A 19,193-nucleotide genomic window follows, 5' to 3' on the forward strand; every position below is an offset into this window, starting at 1 on the left:
TACTGCCGGGTCATGTGAGTTGGAGCAGACCACGCAGAAGATCCCTGGTCTCCGAGGGTCCCGGACTGTCCTCCTGCAGCCGCTCCATCGCCCGCTCGTACTGCGCGACCTCCTCCGGCTTGTCCACATAGAGGGCGCTGGTGAGCTGTTCCAGATAGACGACGTCGGAAAGATCGGACTCCGGGAAGCGCAGCATGGTGAACGCACCGCTCTCCCCCGCGTGCCAGCCGAAGTTGAACGGCATCACCTGGAGCCGCACGTTGGGCCGCTCCGAGATGTCGATCAGATGCTTCAACTGCCCGCGCATCACGGCCCGTCCGCCGTAGGGGCGGCGCAGCGCGGCCTCGTCGAGGACACAGTGCAGCTGCGGCGCCCGCTCCGATATCAGCAGCTTCTGCCGCTCCTGGCGCAGCGCGACCCGGCGCTGGACGTCGGCGGCCGGCGCGTCCGGCATCCCGCCGGAGACCACGGCGTGCGCGTACTCCTCGGTCTGCAACAGGCCGTGGACGAACTGGACTTCGTAGACGCGGAGCAGGGACGCGGCCCCTTCCAGCCCCACATACGTCTGGAACCAGCCGGGGAGCACATCGCTGTAACTGTGCCACCAGCCCGCGACGTTCGCCTCCTTGGCCAGTGCGAGCAGCGCCTCGCGCTCATGCTCGTCGCTCACGCCGTACAGCGTGAGGAGATCTGCGACATCACGTGCCTTGAAGCTCACCCTGCCCAACTCCATGCGGCTGATCTTCGATTCGGACGCACGGATCGAGTAGCCGGCCGCTTCACGGGTTATCCCGCGCGATTCACGCAGCCGACGGAGCTGGGATCCGAGCAGGATCCTCCGCACCACCGACCCGCCCGACTCACTTGCGGACACCTCTCTGACCCTCCTGTGACCCCGCCCCGTCCAACAGTGAAGGCGCAGTCTGCCATGTCCGGGCTTCGTTGAGTGCTCATCTGGTTACTGATATGTGCCGCCCCCGCAAGCCCTCCACAAGAAATCACAGGAAGAATACGGCGCTTATGGGGCCAGCCCTACGCAATCACGTCAGCTGCACGTGCATCTGCCCTTGCATCTGCCCTACGCATTGGGAACCATAGAGCTCGCACGCATGCACGCTCGTGAAAGACCCGCCAGATCCCCGGCTGACCGGCCTGGGTCATGACGTCCGCGAACGCCAGGAGTGCCTCGCATGGGGACCAAGGTTTCGACCATGCTCGATTTCGAGCCGTTATGGCAGGGCTTTCCTCCCGTCGACCCCCTGGCCGTCTCCGGATCCGTGTCCTGCCCGCTCCCGCCGCGCTACGAATCGGTCGGCGGCGCCCGCAAGTTCACCCGCGAAACGCTCACCGGCTGGGGCCTGGAGGAACACTTCGACGGCGTCGCCCTGGTCGTCTCCGAACTCGTCACCAACGCCCTGCGGCACGCGGTCCTGGCCGCCCCGGACCACCCGGGCCTCGGCACGGACCTCACCGACGCCGGCCTGCCCGCCCGACTCCACCTGATGCGCTGGTCCTCCCGCCTGGTCTGCGCGGTACGGGACCCCAGCGACGCCTCACCGGAGGCCGGCGAGGCGGACTCCGGCGACGAATCGGGCCGCGGGCTCTACCTCGTGGACTCCTTCAGCGACAGCTGGGGCTGGCACCGGCTGCCCGGGGGCCGGCGCGGCAAGATCGTGTGGGCCCTCTTCCGGCTGTCGTAGCGCGGGCCCACACGGCCCGCGCTCCCCGTACGCCAAACCTCATACGTCGGGCGCCCGCTCTCCGCGGGCGCCCGATATGCGTTTGCCGTGGCGGCTCCGGACCGGCGCCCGGAGCCGTTGCCCGTTTCAGTCTTCAGTCGCGCACCAGGTGGTCGAACTCCCCGTCCTTCACGCCCAGCAGCATCGCCTCGACCTCGGCCGGCGTGTAGACCAGCGCCGGACCGTCCGGGAAGCGGGAATTGCGGACCGCTATGTCACCCCCGGGCAGTTTCGCGAATTCCACGCAGGAGCCCTGGGAGTTGCTGTGCCGGCTCTTCTGCCATGTCACATCGCGGAGATCCGTTGCGGCCATGCCGTTGTATGCGTGGGGCACAGGGCTCTCCCGGTGGTGAACGCAGTGATGAAAGGTGTCAACTGCCCGGGATCATAGCTGCGTTCACATGCGGATGCATGCGCAGATGCACGTGCACGACAGGCGGTGCCGGGCCGGTCACATTTTGTTGAACACCTTCCCCGGCCCCTCCGTTACAATCGCCCGCCCACCGCCGCCCGTGATGCGGTACGCCCGCACCTGGGACGAGGTGCCGGGATCGAAGCCCTCGTGGTCAAGGAAAAGACGTTTACCGCGCCCTTGGGGTTCCAGGGCCCACGTGTTGGTCCAGTCCAAGCGGCCGCCCCGCCCGTCACCGCGAGCCGTAGGGCAGCAGCGCCATCTCCCGGGCGTTCTTGATCGCGCGGGCCAGCTGCCGCTGCTGCTGGGCGGTGACCCGGGTGACCCGGCGGCTGCGGATCTTGCCGCGGTCCGAGAGGAACTTCCGCAGCAGATCGGTGTCCTTGTAGTCGATGTACGTGATGCCCGCCGCGTCCAGCGGGTTGGGGCGGGGGGCGGCGGCCTGACGCCGCGAGAGGGGCCGACGGGGCATGACAGGACTTCCTTCTACGGGCCACTTCGGGCTTGCATGGGTGGTGTGGACTTGTGCGGGCTGGTGCGTACTTCCGTGGCCGGCGCGCGGCCGGGCGTCACGACGGGCAGGGCGCCATAACGGGCCGGGCGTCACGACACGGGGTCGAGCAGTTCGTCGAAGGCCGGCGCCAGGCCCTTCCACGCCGCCGGACCACCCGCGTACTCGGCGTCGGTGAGCAGACAGGACTCCAGCAGCAGGCGCAGCCCGTCGCGGTCCAGTCCGGGCGAGGTGAAGACCAGGTGCTGCCCGCGGTCGCCGTGCTCGGGGTGCCAGTCCAGCGCGGCGGCGGCCCGACGCAGCGGCGGCACCATCTCCCAGGCGGCGTCCGGCAGCGCGGCCAGCCACGGCCCGGCGTTCTCCACGCACAGCGCGCCGCCCGCGGCGTCCCAGGACAGCAGGGTGTCCGGCCGGTCGGCCAGCCAGAACCGCCCCCGGCTGCGCGCCGCCGCACAGGCCAGGTCCTCCAGGGCCGCGAAGAGCCGCTCGGGATGGAAGGGCCGGCTGCCGCGCCAGACGAGCGTGGCCACACCGGCCGCGTCGGCCTCCTGGGGCAGCAGCGCGCAGGCCGGGTGCTGCCGTCCCGCGGCGGCCTCCACGTCGAAGCCGGCGAGCGCGGCCGCAGCCAACTCCCCTGATTTCACGGACACTTGGCGCGCCGTCGGATGCAGCTGCGTCAGCAGCGCGAGGTCGGCGTCGTCCGCGGGCTCCTCCCCCGCGGCCAGCGCCAGCACCGGCGCGTACTCCAGCTGGCGCGCCCAGGTGTCGGCGACCGTGCGCTGGTCGGAGGCGGCGGCCGCCAGCCCGGCTTCGGCGAGGTCGTCGCCGTTGCCCAGACAGGGCAGCAGCAGCGCCGGATCGACGGCGGTGATCACGCCCGTCAGCTCCAGGTCGTCACCCCCGTACGAGGTGACCACCTCGGCCATCGCCTTGGGCTCGACCGAGTCCCACAGCTCGACGATCGCCAGCCGGCAGGTCCGGCCCGCGGCCAGCCGCACCAGCTCGGGCACCAGGTCCTCGCGCAGCGCACAGCAGGCGCAGTCGTTGACCAGTGGCGCCTCGCCGGTGTCCAGCGTGCCGCCGGCGTCGCGGACGGTGCGCCGGACGGTGCCGTCGGCCGCGGAGGCCAGGTCGTGGTGGAGGGCGACGCTGCCGGGGACGGCCGTCAGCAGCCGCTCGACGGCGGCCCGCCGGGCGTCCGCGTGCAGGCCGCCCACCAGCACGACGCTCAGCCGCTCCATCAGCGGGCCCCGCGCTTGCCGTACCGGCGCTCGAACCGCTCGACCCGGCCGGCGGTGTCCAGCACCCGCGCGGTGCCCGTGTAGAAGGGGTGGCTCGCCGAGGAGATCTCGACGTCGACGACGGGATAGGTGTTCCCGTCCTCCCACTCGATGGTCTTGTCACTCGTCATGGTCGACCTGGTCAGGAAGGCAAAGTCGCCGGCCCGGTCGCGGAAGACGACGGGCCCGTAGGCGGGGTGGATTCCAGGCTGCATCGGGCTCAGCGCTCCTCTCGGAAGGTGACGTGCCGGCCGGCGACCGGGTCGTACTTGCGCAGTTCCAGGCGGTCGGGGTCGTTACGGCGGTTCTTGCGGGTCACGTAGGTGTAGCCGGTGCCGGCGGTGGACCGGAGCTTGACGACCGGGCGTATCTCGTTGCGGGCCATGGGGTTAGTATACGCAAATGGTTTCCATTTTCAATAAGCCCGTGGAGGGCCCGACCACCGGAGGGACCGCACCATGTCCGCCCACTGCCAGCTGACCGGCCGCGCGCCGGGCTTCGGCAAGACCGTCTCCCACTCGCACCGCCGCACCTCCCGCCGCTTCGACCCCAACGTCCAGCGCAAGCGCTACTGGCTGGCGAGCGAGGGCCGCCACATCCGGCTGACCCTGAGCGCCAAGGGGATCAAGACCGTCGACGCGATCGGCATCGAGGCCGCCGTCGCCCGCATCCGCGCCCGAGGGGAGAAGGTCTGATGGCCAAGAAGAGCAAGATCGCCAAAAACGAGCAGCGCCGCCTCACGGTGGCCCGCTACGCCGCCCGCCGGGCCGTCCTCAAGGCCGTGATCCGCAACCCGCGCTCCTCCGAGGACGAGCGGACCGCCGCCCTGCGGGAGCTGTCCCGCCAGCCGCGGGACGCCAGCGCCACCCGCGTCCGCAACCGCGACAGCGTCGACGGCCGCCCGCGCGGCTACCTCCGCACCTTCGGCCTCTCCCGGATCAACCTCCGCGAGCAGGCGCACAAGGGGTATCTGCCGGGGGTCACCAAGTCCAGCTGGTGACCGCCGGCCCGGCAGCCCGGCCCCGGGCACGACCCCTGGACCGGGCTGCCGGGCCCTTCGGGTAATACTGGACAGACCTCCGCAGGCACCCCGACGAAAGCGAGAGCGCCATGCTGCGCAACGCCCTGGAGCCCTGGCACCTGATCCTGATCGTGGCCGTCCTCGTGCTGCTCTTCGGGTCCAAGAAGCTCCCCGACATGGCGCGCGGCCTCGGCCGCTCGATGCGCATCCTCAAGTCGGAGACCAAGGCCCTCAGGGACGAGCGGCCCGCCGAGGCCGCCCGCACGGAGCAGCCCGCCGGCCACTGACCCGGCCCGCCACCCCGCTCAGCTGTCGCCGCCCTCGTCGATCAGCCGCCGTACCTCGCGGTCGATCAGCCCCAGCCGGGCCTCCGCGACCAGCGGCACCGCCCGCCGCTGCCGGCGCGCCTCGGCCGGATCGATCTCGACCGTGACGAGTGAGGGCTCCCACTTGGGTGCCTGCGCCACCACCGCGCCCCGCGGATCCACCACCCGCGAACCGCCCCAGAACGACGCCCCGTGCTCGTTGCCCACGCGGTTGACGAAGACCACCCAGCACTGCAGCATCCGCGCCGTGTAGGACAGCAGCGTGTCCCAGTACAGCCCGGTGTCCATAGCCTCCGGATCCAGGCTCGCCGCACTGTTGGTCGGCACGAACAGCACCTCGGCCCCGTCCTGCACCGCCAGCCACGGCAGCACCGGCTGCCAGGCGTCGTTGCAGACCAGCGTCGCCCCCCGCCCCCCGCTCTTCGACTTCGCCAGCTCGTACGAGCGCAGCGACTGCCCCGGGCTGACGTGCTTGCGCTCCTCCCAGGCCAGGTAGTTCGGCAGATAGAGCTTGCGGTGCGCATGGGCCAGCGCCCCGTCCACGTAGTACGCGGAGGTGTTGTACGCCCGCAGCCGGGTGTGCTCGTGGAACCCGACCAGCACATCCGGCCCCAGGGTGCTCAGCTCCCGCAGCCGCGGATCGTCCGCCTCGATGGACTCGTCCCGCTTGAGCGCCCCCAAGTGATAACCGTGCAGGCTGAGTTCGGGGAAGACCACGAGATCCGCCCCCTGGGCGGCGGCCTGCTCGATCTGCTCCCCCGCGACCCGCAGGTTCTCCGGTACGTCCCCCAGTACGCAGTCGGTCTGCGCCAGCGCGACAAGCATGCCCACTCCCCCTCGCTCAACTACCTTTAATAGGTTTTACCGCCTTTGCCCCCATTCTTCCCCGAACATCCGGTTAAGACGCATCCCACCAATGAGCGAAAGAACGATCCTTCCCGTGCCGGGCCCCCTTGTCACACGTTGATCCGCACGACCCGTCGTATCCCCGGGCGGACTTCCAGCCGCAGCTCCGCCCGGCGCCAGCGGTACGACGGCTGCGGTCGGGACGTCCGGCGCCCAGGGCGCCACCTCGACCGGGCGGCTCCGGCCGAGCGGCCCGCCGCACCGCTCGGCCGGCCGCCGGAGCCCTGCGGAAGCCTCCGACGACCCGCGCTCACCCCTGACGCCTGCGGGCCCGGCGCAGCAGCGCCGCCCCGGCGACCAGCAGCGCCCCGCCGGCCCCGGCCGCCACCTTCAGCCGCTCCGCGCCACTGGCCGCCAGCAGCGCTTTCCCCGCCGACCGTCCGGCTCGCGCCACCGCCCCCACCCGGCGGTCGTGCTCGCTCCGCACCCTGGTGTGCGGCCGGTGCGCCCGCGCGGGCGCCGCGGCCGCCCGCCACCGGTGCGCCGCCGACGCCGCGGCGTGATGCCGCACCGGGACCGCCCGCCCGGCCGCCGCTCCGTTCCCGCACCCGTTCCCCGTTCCGTGGCTCAACACCCCCACCACCACAAGGGAGTTGCCGCACACGGAGAACGGGGCGTGCACCTCCACCCGCACCGCGTTCCCGGACACCGTGCCGGGCGCGTCCGCGGCGCCGCCCGGCACACCGCCGTCCGCGAACGCCGGACCGGCCCCCGCCCCCAGCACCCCCGATACCGCCGCCACGAGCACGCACGCCTTCAGGCTCCGTCGCATGTCCCCTCACTCCACAGCTCGTGTCCGGGCGGCCCGCCCGTATCCCGTCGTGCTCGTACGACCGGGCGGCCGGCGGCGCACACGCCCGCCGGCCGCCCGGTGTCGCAAACGATGAGTCGGCCGGGGGCCGACGCCCGTCAGCGCCTCTTCATCCCGCCCTTGTACCCGTTCTTGGTCCCGTTGCCCGACAGGATCGGGATGTCGTCCAGGATGTGCGCCAGCGAGTCGTCGCGCTTGGCCTGGGTGGAGTTCTCGGTGCACTGCTGGTTCTGCGGGTTGGCCAGGACGTTGATGTCCTGCACCGTGACCGGGACGAACCCGACCAGCGAACCGAAGTTCCCCTTGGCGGGCAGGCCGATGCACAGGGCGTTCAGGCTGCCCTGCACGAGCCCGAGCTGGGTGCTGAGCTTCCCGTGTGTCTTGGAGTTGCCGTACACGGACTTGGCACCGTTGCCGTTGACGGTCTTGGTGCCGCCGTCGTGGTCACGGCCGGACGCCAGGGCCTCTGGAGCCGCCGCGGCCGAAATTCCGACGAGCGATGCCGCGATCGCCGCGGCCGCCATCATCTTCTTCATCGCGCTAAACCCTTCAGGAGAAGGAACTCCCGACACAGGAGCCCTGTTTGAACAACCGACCACGAGCACCCGAGTTCCGCACCATCACCCAAATAGATGGCGATAATTCTCCCGAAAAGACCTACGGCACGCCGCGGGCCGGCGACATCACGAGAACGTTTCCGAGCCCCGCGTTCTTTTCCGGCCAGCATGCCAATGCCCCGGCAACCCCATCGTCTCGCGAGGGCATTGACATGCATCCCTCCACACGCTATTCCCAACGATTCGGCGGGACCACCGGCAGTCACGAGCCAATAACAATCCACGAGTCGACCGGCCAGTAAAACCGCGAATGCCCGGGCCGCCCGGACAAGGAAATCCGAGCGGCCCGGGCACGGTGCGGCGGATCAGTGGCGGTTGTGCTTGCCGTTCCCGGAGAGGATCGGGATGTCGTCCAGGATGTGCGACAGCGAATCGTCACCCTTGGCCTGGGTGGAGTTCTCGGTGCACTGCTGGTTCTGCGGGTTGGCCAGAACGTTGATGTCCTGCACCGTGACCGGCACCCCGCCGACCAGCGAGCCGAGGTTCAGCTTGGCCGGCAGGCCGACGCAGGGCTTGTTGAGCGAGCCCTGGATCAGACCGATCTGCGGGCTCATGTAGCCGTACGTCGTCGAGTTTCCGAAGAACTGCTTCGCACCGTTGCCGTTGACGGTCGACGTGCCGTGCTGATGACCGGAGGCCATTGCGTCAGGGGCGGCCGCCGCGGCCACCCCGACAATGGAGGCAGCCGCGGCGGCGGTTGCCAGCGTCTTCTTGATCATTGTTGGTCCTTCGTGTTTCGGGATGCCCTGGAGCCGGACATTCTGGCCAACTCGCAAGAGCGCATTCAGTTGTGCTCATTCACTCAAAATGAGCTGGTGCTCTGACTCTTTCCCGGCGATCAGATATCCCGTCCGGAACTCCACAACCGAGATTCACCATCCGAACCGGTTCACCGTCCGCCGAAAACGATCGACGCAGGCTTCCCGATCCGGCGGCTGAGGCTTCACACGGTCGCTTTCCGTTCCCCGGGCAGCCCCCTGGGACAGTGGAAATTCCGGTTCGCCGGCCCGTCACGTGCCGAACGGCACCCCACCCAGCATGGCAATCTCCTTGGCGGCCCCCGTGGCACCGCCGAGAAGCTGCTTGGGATGCTTGGTGGTCTTCTCCACACCCCGGACGGTGTTGACCAGCGGCGTCACCTGGCGGCTGTCCAGCTGGTCGCTGTTCAGCGCATCCATCAGTCCACCATTGAGGCTCATGGACGGCGAGGTCATGTTCGGCGCACCGGTTTCGGCGGCGAAAGCGGGCACGGCCGCAGCCGCGCCCAGCGCCATCACGGAGCCGGCAACAGCCGCGGCGGACTTCGCGTACTTCACGTCCCTGTGTCCCTTCTGGTGCGGTGCTCGATGGAATCGCGACATCAACCGACATCAACGCCGCGCGAGCAATCGCTTCGCTGCTCGGATCACCGCTTTCCCTCTGGCTAACGAGTGCCATCGCCCGGAGAAACCCAGAAGTTCCGATTCTTCAGGCGCGCCACCCGAAAGATTTCGGACCGCCCCGGACACTTCCGCAACGGGCCGAAAAGCAACCGGTCCCGGCACGCGGCGACGGCGAGCCGGGACCGGTGACCGCAACACGGCTCGAATTTCCTCGGTCAGCGATTGATGCAGCGGTTTCCGAACGCCGGGTTGAGAATCCCGATGACGTCGACGGTGTTGCCGCACAGGTTGATCGGAATGGAGATCGGAACCTGGACGACGTTGCCGGAGATCACACCCGGGGAGCCCTTCGCGCCGCCCACGGAGTGCGCGTCGGCGAAGGCCGGCGTAGCAGCGCCCACCGCCATGAGTGTGCCGGCAGTGATGGCTGCAACCTTTGCGTACTTCACTTTCAGCCCTTCCCGCAGCGGGATCCGTAGCGCACACGACCATCGTGTCGCACGGGCGCGGATCTGGTCGCCCGTAACTCCGCTGTCGCTATTGGTAACGATTTGTCCGTGTCGGCGAAACCCCCGCGGGGAAGTTTTCGGAGGAATCGCTCGAATGCCGCACAGCAATTACCGGCCGCCGTGCACACCATCCGGAAAACCGCGTCATCCGAACAGACGAAAGACCACCGAAATACGAATTCCTGCCAATAGGGAAGTGGGAACTCCGGCCCCGCGGCCGGCGGCCGGACCCGCCCGCCGGCCGCGCGGTGTCACCTGCGGTGCGTCGGCCGGGGCCGACAGCCGTCAGTGCCTCCTGTGTCCGCCCTTGAATCCGCTCTTGTACCCGTTCTTGACGCCGTTGCCCGACAGGATCGGGATGTCGTCCAGGATGTGCGACAGTGAATCGTCACGCTTGGCCTGGGTGGAGTTCTCGGTGCACTGCTGGTTCTGCGGGCTGGCCAGGACGTTGATGTCCTGCACCGTGGCCGCAGCCAAGAAGTCGACCAGCGAGCCGAAGTTCCCCTTGATCGGGAGGCCGATGCAGGGCTTGTTGAGCGAGCCCTGGACGAGCTCCAGCTGCGGGCTCATCCTGCCGTGCGTGGTGGAGTTGCCGAATGCGCTCACGCTGCGGTTGCCGTTGATCGTCGTGGTGCCGCCGTGGTGGCGACCGCCGGCCGCCACCGCCTGAGGGGCGACCGTAGCCGAGATACCGACCATGGAAGCGGCAACTGCCGTCGTGGCCAGAACCTTCTTGATCACTTTTTACCCTTCTGAAAGCGGAGTGCCCGTATCCGGAGCGCACTGGTCAACTCGCTCACCAGAAAGCGGTTTCGCGAGTTCACTCAACTGCCGCGCAACCATAGACCCATATTCACTGCGTACGGGCGTCAACTCCGGTTAACCGACCTGGTCACCGGGGTGCGCATGCGGCAAATGCCTTACCCCGCCGGGGAATTCCGCATATGAAAGGCCCGCCCCGGGCGGGACGGGCCTCGATCTCCGGACCGCGTTCAGCGGTTGACGCAGATGTTGCCGAACGCCGGGTTGAGCACTCCGATGACGTCGACGGTGTTGCCGCACGCATTGATCGGGATGTGGATCGGCACCTGGATGAGGTTGCCGGAGAACACGCCGGGCGAACCTACGGCAGCGCCCTTGGCGCGGGCATCACCACCGTGCCCGCCGGCGTTGGCGATTCCGGCCCCGCCCACGACGGCAATGCCCGCGGCGGCGGACAGGACGACAGCCTGGGAGACAAACTTCACGGCGAACCTCTTCACTGAGAGCAGCAGGGGGTTTTCTGTGCGCGCCGCCTGGAGCGACAAGCAGTTCAACGGAACAAACCCGGCAAAAGTAGCGGGCCAAACGGGTGATGAACGGTCATAACCGCCGTAAGGGACGCCTGCGGTGACCACGGCCGCGTGCGCGGCGCCCGGCCCGGCGGGCCTGCCACGCGCCCCGCGGCGCTGCTCGTCCCGGCATCGTCGCACGCCGTCGGTCGCGCGGCGGTGATTGCCGCCTGTCCCGGGGCGCGCGCGGTGTCGGGGCGCTGGTCGGGGCCGTTGTCAGACCCTGGTGCAAGACTCAGGGCATGAGATGGGCGGTGGCGGAGACGGGCGACGGGGGTGCTCGTCTCTGCCCGCTCACTCAGGACGGCCGGCCCGGCGGGCCGGTGGTGCGGGAGCCCTCACTCGTCGAGGCGGTGCGGTCGCGTCCCGAGGTCGAGCGGTGGGTGTGGCGGTCCACGGCCGAGATCCACCGGCGGCTGCTGGCGGCCGGGGTCCGGGTGGAGCGCTGCTATGACGTCGAGGCCGCCGAGGCGCTGCTGATCGGCCATGAGGAGGGCCAGTCCGGCCAGCCGCGCTCGCTGGCCGCCGCCTGGGCGCGGCTGCACGGCCTCCCGGTGCCGGCCGACGCCCCGGTGCGCGCCGCCGGGACCCAGCCGTCCCTGTTCGAGCCGGGCCCGGTGCCACTGCCGCCCGGCACCGACGAACTCACCGCACTGCTGGAGGTCTACGCAGGCCAGGTGGCCCGTACGGCACGGGCCGAGCACCCGGACCGGATGCGGCTGCTGCTGGCGTCCGAGTCGGCGGGGATGCTGGTCGCCACGGAGATGTCCCGGATGGGGATTCCCTGGCGCGCGGACGTGCACCGCGAGGTGCTGGACCGCCTGCTGGGCGAGCGGTTTCCGGGCGGGCTGGAGCCGCGGCGCATGGCGGAGCTGGCCGACGAGGTCTCGCGGGCCTTCGGGGCGGGCGTGCGGGTCCGCCCCGATCTCCCCCACGACATCATCAGGGCCTTCGCCCGCGCCGGCATCGCCCTCTCCTCGACGCGCAAGTGGGAGCTCCAGCAGATCGACCACCCCGCGGTGGCACCGCTGCTGGCGTACAAGTCGCTGTACCGTCTGCACACCGCCCACGGCTGGTCCTGGCTCCAACAGTGGGTGCACGACGGCCGGTTCCGCCCCGAGTACCTCCCCGGGGGCACGGTCTCCGGCCGGTGGACGACCAACGGCGGCGGCGCGCTCCAGGTCCCCAAGGTGATCCGGCAGGCGGTGCGCGCCGATCCGGGATGGCGCCTGGTGGTCGCCGACGTCGACCAGATGGAACCGCGGGTGCTGGCCGCGGTCTCCCGCGACCGGGGCCTGATGGAGGTCGCCGGCACCGGCGAGGACCTCTACGCCGATCTGGCCGCCCGCGCCTTCGGCGGCGACCGCGAGCAGGCCAAACTCGCCCTGCTGGGCGCCATTTACGGCCAGACCTCGGGCGACGCCCTCAAGCACATGGCCGATCTGCGCCGTCGCTATCCGGCCGCGGTGGCCTACGTCGACGACGCGGCCCGCGCCGGTGAGGAGGGCCGGCTGGTGCGCACCTGGATGGGCCGCACCTGCCCGCCCGCCTCGATGGCGCCGCCCGACGAGGCGGGCCTGCCCCAGGAGGAGGAACGGCCCGGCGGCCACGGCAACGGCTCGGCGGCGCGCGCCCGCGGCCGCTTCACCCGCAACTTCGTGGTGCAGGGCAGCGCCGCCGACTGGGCCCTGCTGGTGCTGGCCGCACTGCGCCATGCGATGGCCCGCGCCGGGCTCCGCGCGGAGCTGGTCTTCTTCCAGCACGACGAGGTGATCGTGCACTGCCCGGCGGAAGAGGCCGGCACCGTCGCCGAGGCCATCACGGCGGCGGCCGCCACCGCGAGCCGGATCGCCTTCGGACCGACGCCGGTGCGGTTCCCGTTCACTACGGCGGTGGTGGAGTGCTACGGGGACGCGAAATGAGCCGGCGGGCGCGGCAGCGGTCCCCGCGGTTTTCCCCAACTCCCCGCGGTTTTCCCGAACTCCCCCCGCACGCCGCGTATTTCCGGTTTCATCGGTGATCTCCGGTCATCGCGCTGCGGCGCCCCGCCGCGTCAACAGAGGAGAGAACAGAAGGAGGAAAGACATTCCATGACCGTCCCGTCCGGCTTAAACGCCTCGAAGGTCCATCCCGAACTCGTCCCGTATCTGGGATCGTTGGGGCCGTTCTCCGACCCGTACGAGGACATCGCGGCGACCCGTGCGCGGTTCGACGCGCTGCTGGCCGCGTATCCCGCCGACCGCTCGGGCGTGCGCAGCAGGCGCTACGACATCCCGCGGCCGGACGGCAGCGCGCTGACCGTCGAGGTCTACGCCCCGGAGCCCGGCGACGCCCCCGCGCCCACCGGGCCGCTGCCCACCGTGCTGCACCTCCACGGCGGTGGCTTCGCCATCGGCCGCTCCCTCCCCGGCCAGGACCGGACCGCGATCGGGCTCTGCCGCCGGCTGCCCGCCGTGGTCGTCGCCGTCGAGTACCGCCTCGCGCCCGAACACCGCTACCCGTCCGGCGTGGAGGACTGCTACCGCGCCCTGGAGTGGACGGCCGCGCACGCCGCCGAACTGGGCATCGATCCCCGGCGCATCGCCGTGCACGGCAAGTCGGCGGGCGGCGGGCTCACCGCGGCGGTCGCGCTGATGGCCCGCGACCGCGGCGGCCCGGCGATCGCCTACCAGTCGATGTGCGTTCCGGACGTGGACGACCGGATCGCCGACGAGCCCGTCCCGGCGGACGCGGACGGAGACGCCGGGGATGCGGGGGATGCCGGTGACGTTGCACCGGACCCGCGTGTGGACACCCTGCGGCTGGTCCGGCTGGCGTGGCGGCACTATCTCCCCGAGGGCTCGTTCGACCGGGAACGGCGGCCCGCGCCGGACGCCTACGCCTCACCGGCCCGGGCCGCCGACCTGTCGGGCCTGGCGCCGGCGTACCTCCTGGTCTGCGACCTCGACGCGCTGCGCGACCGCGGCCTGGCGTATGCCCGGCGCCTGATGGACGCGGGGGTGCCGGTGACGGTGCACAACGTGCCCGGCGCCTGGCACGGCTTCGAGCTCGCCGCCCCCGGAACCCGGCTCGCGAGAGAGATGGCGGCCCACTGGACGGGACACCTGAGGGCGGCGTTGCACGGGCGGTTCTAGGGCCCGGTTTCAGGCTGCTCTTCGAGGCCCCGTCCGGCTCCCGTCGGGAGCAGGCCGCGCGTGAGGCGGGTCATCGTGGCGACCAGGACCTCGCGCGGGGTCTCGGGGCGTTCCAGCCACCACAGGGCGAGGCCGTAGAGGGAGCTGCGGATCGCCTCGCCCAGCGGCTCCAGTTCGGCCTCGGGGAGGCCGGGGGCGGCCTCGCGCAGCAGGCCGATGTCCGTCTCCCGCTGCCGGCGCTGGAGTTCGCGATGGAACGCCTGCACCTCGGGGTCGCCGGTGGTGTCACGGAACATCATCCGCCAGGTGTACGGGTGGCTCTGCACATGGCCGAACCAGGCGTCGTACATCGCCTCCAGCCGGTCGGCCGGCTCCCCCTCGCCGTGGAGGAGTTCGCGGAGGGGGGCGGCGGCCAGCTCGTCGCGGTGGCGCTCCAGCAGGGCGAGGTGCAGCTCCTGTTTGGAGTCGAAGTGGCGGTAGAGCATCGGCTTGCTCAGGCCCGCCTCGGCGGCGATCTCCCCGATCGTGGTGCCCGCGAAGCCGCGCTCCGCGAACAGCCGGGCGGCCGCGTCCTCGATCCGCGTCCTGGCCTCCGCCCGGGCGGCGCGGTTCCGGTCGATCTCGTTCATGGGGCGTCCTCGTGGTCCTGGCCGGTCGCGCACGGCGTCGGCCCGGCGGCGCGAAGCCGGCGTGTTCTCGCCGTGGTATTCGGCTCGCAATTGTCTCCGAGAAGGAGCATACTGAGTGGTGTACCAAGCGGTATATGCAGTAGTAACTTATGCGTTGCCTGCGGTGCACACGGCATCGCGATGGTGCGGCAGTGCGGCAGCAGCGCCGCACCGAGGCAGCACGAGAGAAGTAGCGAGAGCAGCACCGGGAACAGCGGCAGTACAAGAGGTAGTACCAAGGCAGATCGGACGCAGGGGCAGCACGGACGGACACGGGGGCTCGGCATGATCATTTCCGTACATCTCGCCGATATCGGTGCGGGCGGCACGCGCGCCGTGCTCGGGCGGTCACCGCGGCCGGGCGCGGTCCCGGGTCTGCGGTTCGCGGCCACCACCCTCACCGGTGCCATCGCGGCCGGCCCGCCCAAGGTCCGTCCCGGCCGGGCCGCGCTGCTCGCGTCGTGGGACGACGACGCCGCGCTCGACCGCTTCCTCGCCGAGGATCCGCTGGCCCGGCGCCTGGCCGGCGGCTGGCTGGTGCGGCTCCGTCCGGTGCAGGTCCTGGGCGCCTGGAGCCCGATGCCGGTCGAGGCCGACCCCGGCGCCACGCTGACGGACGAGGACGGTCCGGTCGCCGTACTCACCCTCGGCTCGCTGCGGCTGCGCCGGGCCGTGCCGTTTCTGCGGGCCGATTCCCGGGCCGCGGGGCGGGCCGCGGCCGATCCCTCGATGATCGCCTCCGCCGCCCTGGCCAGACCTCCCCGCTTCGTCGCCACGTTCTCGATATGGCGGAGCGTCTCCGCGATGAGCCGCTACGCGTACGGGACGGCGCACCCGCAGCACAGAGAGGTGGTCGGGGAACACCGCGCCGTGCCGTTCCACCACGAGGCGGCGTTCGTCCGCTGCCGCCCCTACAGCGCCCGGGGCCTGCTCGACGGGAGGGAGCCGATATCGGCGGCCTCCGCGGGGTCGCCACGGCCTAAACTCGCCGGGTAGGGGCCGTCCTCGGAGGTACGGCCGCCGCCCGGGCCCTCGTACCCCCCTGGGCCGTCCGAGCCGCGAAGGGACCAGCGTTGGCCGACACCGAAGGGGCAGCGGACGGCCAGGCCGCGAGCGAGGCGCCGGTCACCAAGCCGAGCCCCGGGGACCGCCGCAAGCGGATCACCGACCGGGCGCTGCCCGAGGGCCGGGTGACCATCGAGGAACTGGTCGGCCGTCAGGCGATGTACGAAGCGGTGTCACCGGCGTCACCGGCCGGCTTCGGGCTCGTCGTCTGCGATGAACGACTTCCCCGGGAGGAGCAGGAGGCGCTTCAATCCCTATGAGCGCGGGACGAGTTGGCGACGGAAGGGAGCCGGCGGGAATGAGCGACAGCAACGACGACGGCCACGGCAACAGCGCCGATCGCGGCAACAGCGCCGATCGCAGCGGCAGTGCCAGCAGTGCCGATCGCGGCGGCGATCGTGGCAGCGGCGGCGGCCTGGAGCGGGTGAACCCGTCGCACCTCGCGCCACCGACCGGTTTCAGCCACGCCGTGCGCGTCACCGCCCCCGGCACGCTGGTGTTCCTCGCCGGGCAGACCGCGCTCGACGGCGCGGGGCGGATCGTCGGGGACGGCATCGTCGCGCAGTTCGAGCGGGCGCTCGGCAATCTGCTGGAGGTGGCGGCCGCCGCCGGCGCCGCCCCCGCCGATCTGGTCAAGCTCACCGTCTTCGCGGTCGACGTGGCCGACTACCGCCGGTATGCCGGGGAGCTGGGCCGGGTGTGGAAGCGCCTGGTCGGCAGCGACTTCCCGGCGATGGCGGTCATCGGCGCCACCCGCCTGTGGGACGAGACGGCGCTGGTGGAGATCGAGGGAATCGCGGTGGTGCGGTAGCGCGACAAGGCAGGCGGGAGTTTGACGACAGGGCCAAGGACCGCTCATTCCCCTCATTCCCCGTAGGTCGCCACCAGCGCCTCGGCGTCCGGTGCCGAGAGCGTGATCCCGAACTCGGCGTCCAGCAGGGCCGGGATCTCCTCCGGCGGGACCTCGCGTACCTCCCGCGACCAGTCCGGCCGGGTCCGGGTCAGCTCCCGGCCGACCAGCGTGCGGCGCAGCCCGTGCCCGGGCTTCTGCACCACGATCCTGCCGGTGAACGGCGAGCGCGGGTGGGTCGATATGTAGTGGTTGAAGACGGTGTAGTCGACCGGGAAGCGCTGCTCGGTCCCGAAGGCGTACAGGTCGAACCAGCCGTCCTCATGGAGCGACCGCAGCACCCACGCCTCGGTCTCCTTCTCCCGAGCCTCCCGGACCAGGCCGAAGGTCCAGGCGCCCTGCCGGTCCTCGACGCCGTCCCGCAGCGGGAGCGGGGCGAGCAGCGCCTCGCCGCCGAAGCCGACGTCGGTGATCCAGTCCGTACCGTCCAGTTCCACCTTCAGCAGGGCGTGGGTGACCGGGCGCACCTTGTCCTCGCCCATCCGGATGCGCGCGCCGAGACCGGAGACCCGGAAGCCGAGGCGCTCCAGGGCGGCCGCGTAGAGGAGGTTCTGCTCGTAGCAGTAGCCGCCGCGCCGTTGCCGGACCATCTTGGCCTGCAGCGTCTCCAGGTCGAGCGGGATCGGGCGGCCCAGCACGATCTCGACGTTCTCGAAGCCGATGGCCTCGCTGTGCGCGGCGTGCAGCGCCCGCAGCGTCTCCAGGGTCGGCCGGCGGTCGCCCTCGTAGCCGATGCGCGCCAGATACGCGTCCAGGTCGAGCCGCTCGCCGCCCCAGGTGGATCCGGATCCGGTCATGGTGTCTGTCCCCCTTCGTCGTGGCGTCCTCCCAGGTCGGGAGGGCCGCAACGGAGCCTACGAGACACCGCCACCGCACCGTATCGGCCAACGGGACGACGCCACGCCGCGGCCGGACCTAGGGCCTGTCCGACGGGCCCTAGGACTCGCGACGGAGCGAGCGGCGGGGACCCCCGCTCCTGCCCAGCCCGTCCCGGCGTTGCTCACCCGCGGCCGCGCGCGATCCCCGTCGGATCCGGCTTGAACGCCCAGGTCATCCTGGGCTCCATGGCGAAGCGGAAGATCCGCTGTACGGGAGGCGTGCACAGCAGCGTGACCAGCGCGCCCGCGGCCAGGGTGAGCAGCGCCTGCCCCCACGGCGTGTGCAGCCAGGCGTGGTCGTACCAGTGCCAGAAGCGCGAGCCCTTGGCGAGGAAGCCGTGCAGCAGATAGCCGTAGAGGGTGCCCGCGCCCAGCGCCGTGAACCACATCCGGCGGCCCGGCACCCAGGCGAAGAAACAGGCCACCAGCAGCAGCGAGCAGCCGAACATCGCCAGGGTCATCAGCACGCCGCTCCACCAGGGGGCGCCCAACTCCTGTGCGCTGTCGCGGTGGTAGAACCACGCGGCGTTCATCCGCGGCGCGGCCCAGTAGGCGACGACCAGCGCACCGGCGACGACCGGCAGCGCGGCGAGCCTCACCTCCTTGCGACGCAGCAGCTGGAAGTGCTCCGGCCGCAGGGTGAGCCCCAGCACGAAGAACGGCAGGAACTGCAGCACCCGTTGGAGGTTGAGGTCGTCACCGATCTCCGGTGAGACGGACGCCAGCACCGCGATGACCAGCGCGAGCGGCAGCGGCCACCGCACGATCTTCCACAGCGGGGTGGTCAGGCGCCAGATGAAGAGCGCGACCAGGAACCACGTCAGGTACCACGGCTGGAGCAGGGTGATCGGATAGCCCGGGTCGTGGTCCGCCCAGCGCTTGAAGAAGGTGTAGGCGACCTCGAAGAGGACGTACGGGACGGCGACGCCGGTGATCAGCCGCTGCAGCCGGTCCCTGCGCAGGTCGAAACTGCGCGAGAAATAGCCGGAGATGATGATGAAGGCCGGCATGTGGAACGCGTAGACGGCGAGGTAGAGCGCCGCCGCCGCCCGGCTGCCGGAGCGCAGCGGCTCCCAGGAGTGCCCCATCGCCACCAGCACGATGGCCAGGTACTTCGCGTTGTCGAAGAAGGCGTCGCGGGTGGTGGCCGGGGGGCCGGTGTCCGCCGCCCGGCCGGTGCCGGCGCTCGCCCGGCCCGCGCGCCCCTTGGCGTGCCGCCCGCCGCTCCCGCCTCCGCCGCCGCCCGCGGTCGGCCCGGGCGGCGCCGCCGGTCCAGCCACCGAGGACGCGGGGGCCGCCGAGGACGCGGGGATCGTCGCCGTGGAGAGCCCTGCCCGGTCCGTGCCCCCGGCCGCATCCGCCCCGGAAGGCGGGTCCTGCGGCATCTGCCGCGGCGCGGGCAGCGGCACCCGCCGCTCGCCGTACGCCGGAATCTCGTGCGTCAACGGCCCTCCCGGAACGCGCCGTCGGAAGGACCCGGACGCCGGGAAGCAGTGGGCTCCACAGAAGCAGTGGGCTCCACAACGGAACCCATAAACCGAATCCAGCGTCTTAGTCTTTTTACGAGGAGCTTGGCGGCGAACATCTCCGGCACCTTAGCCGCGCCGACGGAATCCCGTAAATCCCGCCCGGCCGCGACCGCCCACCGGGCCGCCGGCTTTCATCGCACCTTCACCTGCGCCGGTCGGAACCC

26 protein-coding genes are annotated in these 19,193 nt (G+C 71.0%); 9 read left to right on the forward strand and 17 right to left on the reverse strand.

Features of this window, described 5'->3' with window-relative positions; translation table 11 throughout:
- Nucleotides 1-10: 10 nt before the first annotated feature.
- Nucleotides 11-874: a helix-turn-helix domain-containing protein gene (locus ACRAS8_RS15785; protein WP_438486687.1), complete on the reverse strand. Its 864-nt coding sequence runs from the start codon at nt 872-874 to the stop codon at nt 11-13.
- A 316-nt stretch (nt 875-1,190) separates the two neighbouring features.
- Between ACRAS8_RS15785 and ACRAS8_RS15790 the strand changes: the two genes are divergently transcribed.
- Entirely contained in the window at nt 1,191-1,700 is a 510-nt protein-coding gene (locus tag ACRAS8_RS15790; protein ID WP_438486688.1) for an ATP-binding protein, read from the forward strand.
- Between the two features lie 133 nt (nt 1,701-1,833).
- On the opposite strand, the gene ACRAS8_RS15795 is transcribed toward ACRAS8_RS15790, so the two are convergent.
- From ACRAS8_RS15795 to rpmG, 5 genes are all read right to left on the reverse strand, one after another.
- The gene (locus ACRAS8_RS15795) at nt 1,834-2,073 is read right to left on the reverse strand and encodes a DUF397 domain-containing protein (protein ID WP_039634203.1); all 240 of its coding nucleotides are present in this window, start codon (nt 2,071-2,073) and stop codon (nt 1,834-1,836) included.
- Between the two features lie 310 nt (nt 2,074-2,383).
- On the reverse strand, nt 2,384-2,623 hold the full coding sequence (rpsR, locus tag ACRAS8_RS15800) for a 30S ribosomal protein S18 (protein ID WP_438486689.1): 240 nt from the start codon (nt 2,621-2,623) through the stop codon (nt 2,384-2,386).
- Nucleotides 2,624-2,754: 131 nt separating this feature from the next.
- Nucleotides 2,755-3,903, reverse strand: coding sequence for a GTP-binding protein (locus tag ACRAS8_RS15805; protein ID WP_438486690.1), 1,149 nt, complete (start codon nt 3,901-3,903; stop codon nt 2,755-2,757).
- Nucleotides 3,903-4,157 (reverse strand): type B 50S ribosomal protein L31, encoded by a 255-nt coding sequence (locus ACRAS8_RS15810; RefSeq protein WP_018536468.1) that lies wholly within the window; start codon nt 4,155-4,157, stop codon nt 3,903-3,905. Before ACRAS8_RS15810 ends, ACRAS8_RS15805 begins: the two co-directional genes overlap by 1 nt.
- A 5-nt stretch (nt 4,158-4,162) precedes the next feature.
- Nucleotides 4,163-4,327 carry a 50S ribosomal protein L33 gene (gene rpmG, locus ACRAS8_RS15815; protein WP_189302228.1) on the reverse strand — a complete coding sequence of 55 codons (165 nt, stop codon included), beginning with the start codon at nt 4,325-4,327 and terminating at the stop codon, nt 4,163-4,165.
- A gap of 73 nt (nt 4,328-4,400) precedes the next feature.
- Between rpmG and rpmB the strand changes: the two genes are divergently transcribed.
- From rpmB to tatA, 3 genes are all read left to right on the forward strand, one after another.
- Nucleotides 4,401-4,637: a 50S ribosomal protein L28 gene (rpmB, locus tag ACRAS8_RS15820; protein ID WP_438486691.1), complete on the forward strand. Its 237-nt coding sequence runs from the start codon at nt 4,401-4,403 to the stop codon at nt 4,635-4,637.
- Nucleotides 4,637-4,942: a 30S ribosomal protein S14 gene (gene rpsN / locus ACRAS8_RS15825; RefSeq protein ID WP_438486692.1), complete on the forward strand. Its 306-nt coding sequence runs from the start codon at nt 4,637-4,639 to the stop codon at nt 4,940-4,942. Before rpmB ends, rpsN begins: the two co-directional genes overlap by 1 nt.
- A gap of 110 nt (nt 4,943-5,052) precedes the next feature.
- Nucleotides 5,053-5,250, forward strand: coding sequence for a Sec-independent protein translocase subunit TatA (gene tatA, locus ACRAS8_RS15830; protein WP_438486693.1), 198 nt, complete (start codon nt 5,053-5,055; stop codon nt 5,248-5,250).
- Nucleotides 5,251-5,268: 18 nt separating this feature from the next.
- On the opposite strand, the gene ACRAS8_RS15835 is transcribed toward tatA, so the two are convergent.
- The 8 genes from ACRAS8_RS15835 to ACRAS8_RS15870 all read right to left on the reverse strand — a co-directional run bounded on the left by ACRAS8_RS15835 (nt 5,269) and on the right by ACRAS8_RS15870 (nt 10,761).
- The gene (locus ACRAS8_RS15835; protein WP_438486694.1) at nt 5,269-6,114 is read right to left on the reverse strand and encodes a nitrilase-related carbon-nitrogen hydrolase; all 846 of its coding nucleotides are present in this window, start codon (nt 6,112-6,114) and stop codon (nt 5,269-5,271) included.
- A 331-nt stretch (nt 6,115-6,445) separates the two neighbouring features.
- Complete coding sequence (locus tag ACRAS8_RS15840) at nt 6,446-6,967, reverse strand: chaplin (RefSeq protein WP_438486695.1); 522 nt, start codon at nt 6,965-6,967, stop codon at nt 6,446-6,448.
- 137 nt (nt 6,968-7,104) lie between these two features.
- The gene (locus ACRAS8_RS15845) at nt 7,105-7,542 is read right to left on the reverse strand and encodes a rodlin (protein WP_438486696.1); all 438 of its coding nucleotides are present in this window, start codon (nt 7,540-7,542) and stop codon (nt 7,105-7,107) included.
- A gap of 386 nt (nt 7,543-7,928) precedes the next feature.
- Nucleotides 7,929-8,342 carry a rodlin gene (locus ACRAS8_RS15850; protein ID WP_438486697.1) on the reverse strand — a complete coding sequence of 138 codons (414 nt, stop codon included), beginning with the start codon at nt 8,340-8,342 and terminating at the stop codon, nt 7,929-7,931.
- A 291-nt stretch (nt 8,343-8,633) separates the two neighbouring features.
- Complete coding sequence (locus ACRAS8_RS15855; protein ID WP_438486698.1) at nt 8,634-8,939, reverse strand: hypothetical protein; 306 nt, start codon at nt 8,937-8,939, stop codon at nt 8,634-8,636.
- Between the two features lie 281 nt (nt 8,940-9,220).
- Complete coding sequence (locus ACRAS8_RS15860; protein WP_438486699.1) at nt 9,221-9,454, reverse strand: chaplin; 234 nt, start codon at nt 9,452-9,454, stop codon at nt 9,221-9,223.
- 345 nt (nt 9,455-9,799) lie between these two features.
- Nucleotides 9,800-10,255 (reverse strand): rodlin, encoded by a 456-nt coding sequence (locus ACRAS8_RS15865; RefSeq protein ID WP_438486700.1) that lies wholly within the window; start codon nt 10,253-10,255, stop codon nt 9,800-9,802.
- A gap of 251 nt (nt 10,256-10,506) precedes the next feature.
- Entirely contained in the window at nt 10,507-10,761 is a 255-nt protein-coding gene (locus tag ACRAS8_RS15870; protein ID WP_438490501.1) for a chaplin, read from the reverse strand.
- 326 nt (nt 10,762-11,087) lie between these two features.
- On the opposite strand from ACRAS8_RS15870, the gene ACRAS8_RS15875 reads away from it, so the two are divergent.
- Nucleotides 11,088-12,767: a bifunctional 3'-5' exonuclease/DNA polymerase gene (locus tag ACRAS8_RS15875; protein ID WP_438486701.1), complete on the forward strand. Its 1,680-nt coding sequence runs from the start codon at nt 11,088-11,090 to the stop codon at nt 12,765-12,767.
- 168 nt (nt 12,768-12,935) lie between these two features.
- A complete protein-coding gene (locus ACRAS8_RS15880; RefSeq protein WP_438486702.1) occupies nt 12,936-13,979 on the forward strand; it encodes an alpha/beta hydrolase in 1,044 nt (347 codons plus the stop codon).
- On the opposite strand, the gene ACRAS8_RS15885 is transcribed toward ACRAS8_RS15880, so the two are convergent.
- Nucleotides 13,976-14,608: a TetR/AcrR family transcriptional regulator gene (locus ACRAS8_RS15885; RefSeq protein ID WP_438486703.1), complete on the reverse strand. Its 633-nt coding sequence runs from the start codon at nt 14,606-14,608 to the stop codon at nt 13,976-13,978. The genes ACRAS8_RS15880 and ACRAS8_RS15885 overlap by 4 nt on opposite strands.
- 324 nt (nt 14,609-14,932) lie before the next feature.
- On the opposite strand from ACRAS8_RS15885, the gene ACRAS8_RS15890 reads away from it, so the two are divergent.
- The 3 genes from ACRAS8_RS15890 (at nt 14,933) to ACRAS8_RS15900 (ending at nt 16,523) form a co-directional block, all read left to right on the forward strand.
- A complete protein-coding gene (locus tag ACRAS8_RS15890) occupies nt 14,933-15,643 on the forward strand; it encodes a spheroidene monooxygenase (RefSeq protein WP_438486704.1) in 711 nt (236 codons plus the stop codon).
- A gap of 77 nt (nt 15,644-15,720) precedes the next feature.
- Nucleotides 15,721-15,972 (forward strand): hypothetical protein, encoded by a 252-nt coding sequence (locus tag ACRAS8_RS15895; protein WP_438486705.1) that lies wholly within the window; start codon nt 15,721-15,723, stop codon nt 15,970-15,972.
- Between the two features lie 155 nt (nt 15,973-16,127).
- A complete protein-coding gene (locus ACRAS8_RS15900; protein ID WP_438490502.1) occupies nt 16,128-16,523 on the forward strand; it encodes a RidA family protein in 396 nt (131 codons plus the stop codon).
- A gap of 53 nt (nt 16,524-16,576) precedes the next feature.
- Here ACRAS8_RS15900 and ACRAS8_RS15905 read toward each other — a convergent pair whose 3' ends face one another.
- Complete coding sequence (locus tag ACRAS8_RS15905) at nt 16,577-17,419, reverse strand: arylamine N-acetyltransferase family protein (RefSeq protein ID WP_438486706.1); 843 nt, start codon at nt 17,417-17,419, stop codon at nt 16,577-16,579.
- A gap of 203 nt (nt 17,420-17,622) precedes the next feature.
- Entirely contained in the window at nt 17,623-18,945 is a 1,323-nt protein-coding gene (locus tag ACRAS8_RS15910; RefSeq protein ID WP_438486707.1) for an acyltransferase family protein, read from the reverse strand.
- Between the last annotated feature and the right edge of the window lie 248 nt (nt 18,946-19,193).

This window comes from Streptomyces sp. S186, from assembly GCF_051603415.1.
Taxonomy (GTDB): Bacteria; Actinomycetota; Actinomycetes; order Streptomycetales; family Streptomycetaceae; genus Streptomyces.